Origin of the sequence: Gilvimarinus agarilyticus (assembly GCF_000832015.1) — a bacterium.
Classification (GTDB): domain Bacteria; phylum Pseudomonadota; class Gammaproteobacteria; order Pseudomonadales; family Cellvibrionaceae; genus Gilvimarinus; species Gilvimarinus agarilyticus.
Genome location: NZ_JXCJ01000002.1, coordinates 86,993 through 93,770 on the forward strand (window position 1 = coordinate 86,993; position 6,778 = coordinate 93,770).

The window sequence follows — 6,778 nt, forward strand, 5'->3', positions numbered from 1 at the left end:
ACAGGTATTAAAACCGTGCGCCAATTTAAGGTTGAAGCTATAAAAGCACTGGGTATGGTCAAAGAGGTCTACCCTCAAGCCAATTTCAACACAGACACCGAGCAGTGCCTAATTCTCATAAGTTCACCACCGCATATCGCTCCTCAAGCGGCACCCAGTCAGAAAGAGCTTGACCTAAACTCATAGCTCCCCCAATTGTCAGGACTCCTTCTTTCTCGACCCGTTCCGATCTTTTTCTTCGTCGATGTCAGAATTTCTTCTTTAGAAATTTTCAGCTTTACTGCGCTAAAAATAGCGCATTCACATGTTAACGCTTTGCCCCCCTAAAACGTGAAAGTAATATTGTGCTTTCGCTCTAAATATAAGTGCTTTTAGACCATAAACCACGCGCCTATTTCAAAACAAAGAAGGAAAGCTGACACCCAGGAAGGTGAACTGACAATTAGGAAAGAAAAACTGACACGAATAAAGGAAAACTGGCGTTTACTAAGGATCAACTGTCAACGCTAGAAGTAAGATAAGAGGGTACTTAGAAGTTCAAATGAATATTGTACGCAGGGAAACATTTTCGATGTTCGTATTTTCTCTTATAAATCAATATGTTATGATCCATTCTGGCTCCCCCCCTATAGAGACCTGTAAATACCTAATAAATAACCAATACTAACCATATAAAAAACGGTAGTATCTGATAAATCAATTAAATACCAATAGCACATATTATGAATACGGAACTGATTGAATCCATACAGCGGGAATTACCGAGTATAAGCTCCACTCAAATAAGCAACTTAGTCGATTATATTTTAAGTACTGAACAGGCTATCGAAAACGATCATCTAAATTTATCAAATTGGGTGCCATCACGAGCCACCGTACTCAAAGTCTTAAGTTCAGGTGTCAGAGTAGTAGACTTTCAGAAATGCATTGATACATTTAAGGAAATAGCTATTGATAGAGGGTGGTCGATAGAAAAAAACCTAGATTTTAAGTTCATTTCCCACGTCAAAATTCTCGCTTCATCTAGTCAAATACAATTAGAAGAGCAGGGCAGTTGATATGCAAAATATTCTCAAATTACCTTAGCACTCTATGATTTAATCAATCGATGTCGATACAGTCCATCATCGTCGATGACATTGATTTTCTCCCAGTTAATTACACTGCAGTAATGAACCGTTTCCCTCGCTAACAAATACAGGTATTCGGCTAAGTGGGATCCAAGGTACTGTAACCTCTCCCTAAACACGATTTTCTTTATTGTCAGCGATATAATTCTGAACACAAAACAATGCTTCCATCCGTACTGTGACGTAATTCAGATCCCCAAAAAAGTTTACGTGTTTTTCAGTAGTTGTAGTTAACTCGACAATAGTTTATTGTTGACAATATATAATAAGCAGGCAATAACTGCTGGTAAGTTGAAAACATCAAGTCTGATAATACTGTTACCTCCCATCGTTTTTGCTAAGGGAAATAGTTTCACGAGGCAGAAAAGAAAATTAAAGAATAGGAATATGTAAATATGGGAATTTCGTTTTTAATAGACAAAACAACGAAGCCAAATACTGGCAGTATATTTCTATTGACCATATTGATTGTTTTCCATTCAGGCAAAGGTTATTCAGAAGAAAATGTAGAATCGATATATCAAAAAAATTGCGCTACTTGCCATGGTGAAGGCTTGGGCGGGGGTATGGCCGATTCATTTTTAAATGATAAATGGTTAAAAGATGGAACAGCTGATTCCCTTGCACATTATATCAAGAAAGGGGTGCCCACTCGTGGCATGCCCAGCTGGGAAGACACATTAACTGAAGATCAAATACGTTCTTTGGTTATCTACATAAAAGAGCAGCGTTATATTCTACTACGCGAAAAAAACAAAATAGATAACGAATCCAAAACGATCACCTCCCTAAGCCACACTTTCAATATTGAAACTATACATACTGCAGAAAGCATCTTGTGGGCTGTTGAGTACTTGCCCGATGGTTCAATGCTAGTAACTCAACGCGACGGGGCGCTATTAAATATTTCTGCGGACGGTAAATCTAGCGTAAAAATAAAAGACTTTCCAAAAGTCTGGCATCATGTTCAAGGCGGACTTTTAGATATAACCCTTCACCCAGACTATGCTGACAATGGCTGGATTTACGTGGCATATGCCGCAAGCGAAGATGGCAATAAAGGCGCAACTAAAATAGCGCGAGGAAAACTGAAGGGCGGAAAATGGGTTGAACATCAAGATATTTTCGAAGCACCTAAATCTTCTTACTCAGATTCTGGGCGGCACTTTGGTTCACGTATCGTATTTTCAGAAGGGTATGTTTATTTTGGATTTGGAGAACGCGGTGACCGACCAACAGCTCAAAACATGAGATCACCCAATGGGAAGGTATTTCGCTTACATGAAGATGGTCGTGTGCCAAAAGATAATCCATTCATTAACGATGAAGATGCTCTTCCAGGAATTTGGAGCTTAGGGCATCGAAATCCACAAGGTCTGGTAGTGGAGCCCAACACAAATCGTATTTGGGAGGCGGAGCATGGCCCGCGGGGTGGAGACGAAATCAATATAATAAAGCCTGGTGCGAATTACGGCTGGCCTGTCATCACTTATGGAATGAACTATGACGGAACTCCTATTACTCATTTGACGGAAAAGGACGGCATGGAACAACCTAAACATTATTGGGTTCCGTCTATTGCTGTATCAGGAATTACGTTTTATGACGGCAATATGTTTACCAACTGGAAAGGTAAAATGTTAGCGGGGGGAATGGCTAAGCAGGAGCTTCAGCTGTTATCTACCAACGAAGAGACGATCGATACAGTTGATGTGATTTTTTCTGACCGTGGCCGTATTCGTGATGTTAGCGTGGCTCCTGACGGTGCTATTATGTTAGTCGTAACAATCGATGGGAAAGGTCATATTTTACGTCTATCCGTCAAATAAAAAACTACTTCTAGCCCATCTATAAATTGTCGACAATAGGTGTGAGATAGTAATACCTATTCCAAAGATTCTCTAGACTAAAACTAGCGTTTGATGATTTTTAAGAATAAATAAAAGATAAGGTGGTCGGGTAAGAGGTCGAATTCCTAGAGAGATATATTCCACTTCAGTTGTAGCGAATTTTCGTGTGTTCGTATCTTCAAGTGGTTTGCGAAGCTGATCGCAACTAAAGGAGCGTTTACGTTTGGGTTGTGAGTTAGAAGTTCTTCGTGTTGGTCTTTCCCAAAATACTAGTAACGTGTGTACTCGAGCATTAATTTATGCTGATTTCAATTACAAAATATCTACTATTCATCTCTGTCTGTCTTCTCATGGCACTACCGTCTGGTGCGGTCGAGCAACGCCGTATTATTTGGGCGCATGTATATGAAATATCCGAGCCCTTGCATCAGCATGCATTATGGGCTGCAGAGGAGATTGAGAAACGCACCCAGGGCCGCTACAAAATAGATGTGTTTCCCATGTCAACGCTTGGAAAAGAGGCTCAGCTTAATCAAAGTTTAAGCTTGGGGGTAGTAGATATTATTTATACTGGTACAAGTTTCGCGGCGCAAAATTTTCCGGCATTATCAATTCCAGAGCTGCCGTATGCATTTCGCGATTTCGATCATTGGCAAGCCTTTAGCCAAAGCAAATTATTTTTTGAAATGGCTGAAGAGTATCGCGTTCGATCGAATGGTAATCACATATTAGGCTGCAGTTACTACGGACAGCGCCATTTAACGAGCAATATCCCCGTGATTGAACCCGAACAGATGAAAAACCTAAAAGTTAGGGTGCCTAATGCTTCTGTTTATAAAGTCTTCCCGAAAGCGATGCAAGCAAACGCCAGTCCAATTGCCTTCTCAGAAGTTTATCTTGCGTTACAACAGGGAGTAGTCGATGCACAAGAGAACCCATTGCCAACGATTCGCGCAAAAAAGTTTTATGAAGTAAATAATAATATAAATCTAACTGGTCATATCTTTGGTTCTATTCTTACTTTAGCAAGCGATCGAATTTGGGGCGAATTAAGCGATGACGACAGAAAAATATTTCGTAATGTCCTAACAGAAGCTGCCAAAAGGGCAACCGAAGACACCCGCCACACTGAAGATGAACTGATTGGCTGGTTTAAGTCTCAGGGGATAACGGTAAACACCGTGAATCGTAAAGCGTTCAGAGAGCAAACCCTACCGTTTCATGCTGAGCACAAAGAACGAATGGGTGCTGACTATTATCACCGTTTACAAGATATTTAATCATGGAGCAGAACATCATTTGTGAATCAGAGTCAGAAAGCTATTTAACAGGCTATAAAGTTGAAGACTGGGTTGCTCTTACAGTATTTACAGTGCTGGCGTTGACAGTATTTGCGCAGTTTTTTAGTCGATATGTGCTAGGTTCATCCCTGGGGTGGACTGAAGAGGTATCTCGATACTTATTGATTGCGGTAGGTTTTCTTGGTGCAGGGATGGGGGTACGTAAAAATACTCATATTTTTGTGAGTTTGTTTGTACGTTTACTCCCCGAAACGACGGCAGCCAAAATATCAATTTTTTGTCATGTAATTACCAGTTTATTTCTTTGTGCTTTAGTTGTATATGCAATACAAATAATTCCGCGAATTCATATTTACGAAATGGCATCTATGCCTGTTCCAATGAGCGTTCTATATATAGTTGTTCTAATTGGATTGCTGGTAATGTTAGCGCGAAATATACAAGCAACATTGCAGCTGTGTAAACAAGTTAGGAATAAGAAATGACTATTGCTGTTCTGTTTATCGCCTTGGCGATACTGTTAATACTGGGTGTTCCGATTGCCTTTTCACTTGCTATTTCTGCACTTCTTGCAATTTTGGTTGATGGCCAAGTTCCAGAGCTAGTTGTATTGCATCAAATGGTGGGCGGCATGGATAGCTTTCCGTTGTTGTCTATACCTTTTTTTATCTTTGCTGGTGCAATCATGAATTCCGCTGGCATAACGAATCGTATTTTTGAGTTTGCACACGCTTTGGTGGGCTGGAGTCGAGGTGGGCTGGGGCATGTAAATGTCAGCGCATCTATTATTTTTGCAGGTATGTCTGGTGCCGCTGTTGCCGATGCAGGTGGGCTTGGTGCAATCGAGATTAAAGCCATGCGTGAGCGGGGCTACGATGCAGATTTTGCGGTAGGATTAACGGCAGCATCTTCAACTATTGGGCCCATTATACCACCAAGCTTGCCTATTATTATTTATGGCGTAATGGCTTCTGTTTCGATTGGACAGCTCTTTGCCGCTGGCTTTATCCCAGGTCTATTAATGGCCATTGCTCTAATGGTTATGGTCGCGTGGTATGCAAAGAAAAGAAATTATCCGAAAGATGCAAAGTTTTCTATATCGCGTTTAGGAGCGGCTACCAAAAGCGCCTTTCTCTCTTTACTTACACCAATTATTATAATCGCTGGGATTCTATTCGGAATATTTACGGCAACAGAAGCGGCGATTGCAGCGACCATCTATGCGTTGTTTTTGGGGGCAGTGGTGTATCGCACTTTGAGTTGGCGATCATTAGCTCGTATAAGTATGGAAACCATTGAAACCACCAGCATAATACTATTAATTGTTGCGGCCGCGGCATCATTTTCATGGGTGCTGACCAGTCAAAGAATAACCGAAGATTTTACGGTTTGGATGCTAGCAGCCACAGACAATAAAATTTATATATTGCTGCTTATGACATTAATATTTTTTGTGGTTGGTTGTTTTATGGAAACCATTGCCGCAATTACAATTCTTACGCCTGTATTATTACCTGTAGCACTCGGTTTAGGTGTTGATCCAGTACATTTTGGCATCATTATGGTGCTTAATTTAATGATTGGCTTACTAACGCCGCCTGTGGGTATGGTTCTCTATGTGTTGTCCCGCGTTTCTGATGTGCCCTTTGAGCAGTGTGCAAAAGCGACTTTGCCGTTCCTGGTTCCTCTTGTTGTCGTACTAATGCTTGTTACATTTCTTCCACAGCTTTCAATGTGGCTACCAACACTATTGTATAGGTAAAACGTTCCCTTTATTCGTTCGTGCAAAGTTATGGTGAGTACAGACGTACAATTAGGAGGAAATTGTCTACAGTATATGTTGGTGTTATTTCTTAGTTACCAATAACATTAAAATCAGTAGGTAGGTTATGAAGTTCTCTGTTTCGCGCCGAGCTGCGTTAAAGCTATCTATAGCCGGTATCGCTACTCAGATCATTGGTTGCTCTGCTCCGACCAGTAAAAATTCTGACAAAGCCATTCACTCTCTTTCTCACATGGTGAAGGACAACTGGTCTCAAACTTATGATCGTGTATGGATTGGCGGTAGTTATTGGGCAAATCCCATGGAAGATTGGCGAGTTGTCAATGGAGGCGTTGAGTGTCTCAGTACGGGTGGTAACAGAAGCATTCACTCCTTAACTCACCAATTAGTGAGTCACCAGACTTTTCGTCTAAGTGTCCATGTAAAAAGATTGTATATAGATTCTCAAGACGGTGGCGCCGGTTTGCGGGTGGGGGTTAAGAGCGACATCAATGAGTATCGTAGTAATTGTTTTGTGCAAAAAGGATTGGACGCTGGAATTATTAACAACCAACTGTGGTTGGGTAATAAAAGGGCCGACTTAAACCAAGAGGTTAACACTCATGAGGTTAAGCTGGTTTTGAAAGGTGAGCCTCTCGGTGATCTTTTCGCTTTAACCTTGGATGCATATTTACTAGAGAGTGACCAACATATTGGCAAGCTAACAGATTTAGC

At 41.0% G+C, this 6,778-nt stretch carries 6 protein-coding genes and 1 pseudogene; all 7 read left to right on the top strand.

Annotation, left to right across the window (positions count from 1 at the left end; all coding sequences use genetic code 11):
* Positions 1 to 186, top strand: a 186-nt coding sequence (locus SD69_RS19110) for a hypothetical protein (protein ID WP_232301260.1), incomplete at its 5' end; no start/stop codon positions are given.
* Between the two features lie 536 nt (positions 187 to 722).
* Positions 723 to 1,058: a hypothetical protein gene (locus SD69_RS19115; protein ID WP_232301261.1), complete on the top strand. Its 336-nt coding sequence runs from the start codon at positions 723 to 725 to the stop codon at positions 1,056 to 1,058.
* A gap of 467 nt (positions 1,059 to 1,525) precedes the next feature.
* The gene (locus tag SD69_RS17815; RefSeq protein ID WP_084591709.1) at positions 1,526 to 2,959 is read left to right on the top strand and encodes a PQQ-dependent sugar dehydrogenase; all 1,434 of its coding nucleotides are present in this window, start codon (positions 1,526 to 1,528) and stop codon (positions 2,957 to 2,959) included.
* 320 nt (positions 2,960 to 3,279) lie between these two features.
* The gene (locus SD69_RS17820) at positions 3,280 to 4,260 is read left to right on the top strand and encodes a sialic acid TRAP transporter substrate-binding protein SiaP (protein ID WP_041525035.1); all 981 of its coding nucleotides are present in this window, start codon (positions 3,280 to 3,282) and stop codon (positions 4,258 to 4,260) included.
* Positions 4,261 to 4,262: 2 nt separating this feature from the next.
* Positions 4,263 to 4,766 (top strand): TRAP transporter small permease, encoded by a 504-nt coding sequence (locus SD69_RS17825; RefSeq protein WP_052481437.1) that lies wholly within the window; start codon positions 4,263 to 4,265, stop codon positions 4,764 to 4,766.
* The gene (locus SD69_RS17830) at positions 4,763 to 6,043 is read left to right on the top strand and encodes a TRAP transporter large permease (RefSeq protein WP_041525036.1); all 1,281 of its coding nucleotides are present in this window, start codon (positions 4,763 to 4,765) and stop codon (positions 6,041 to 6,043) included. The genes SD69_RS17825 and SD69_RS17830 overlap by 4 nt, the downstream gene beginning before the upstream one ends.
* Positions 6,044 to 6,170: 127 nt before the next feature.
* Positions 6,171 to 6,778, top strand: a pseudogene (locus SD69_RS19010) (alkaline phosphatase D family protein); the annotation flags it as partial.

Coding starts and splice junctions, on each gene's coding strand:
- SD69_RS19115 (WP_232301261.1), top strand. CDS start 723: ATGAATACGGAACTGATTGAATCCATACAGCGGGAATTACCGAGTATA.
- SD69_RS17815 (WP_084591709.1), top strand. CDS start 1,526: ATGGGAATTTCGTTTTTAATAGACAAAACAACGAAGCCAAATACTGGC.
- SD69_RS17820 (WP_041525035.1), top strand. CDS start 3,280: ATGCTGATTTCAATTACAAAATATCTACTATTCATCTCTGTCTGTCTT.
- SD69_RS17825 (WP_052481437.1), top strand. CDS start 4,263: ATGGAGCAGAACATCATTTGTGAATCAGAGTCAGAAAGCTATTTAACA.
- SD69_RS17830 (WP_041525036.1), top strand. CDS start 4,763: ATGACTATTGCTGTTCTGTTTATCGCCTTGGCGATACTGTTAATACTG.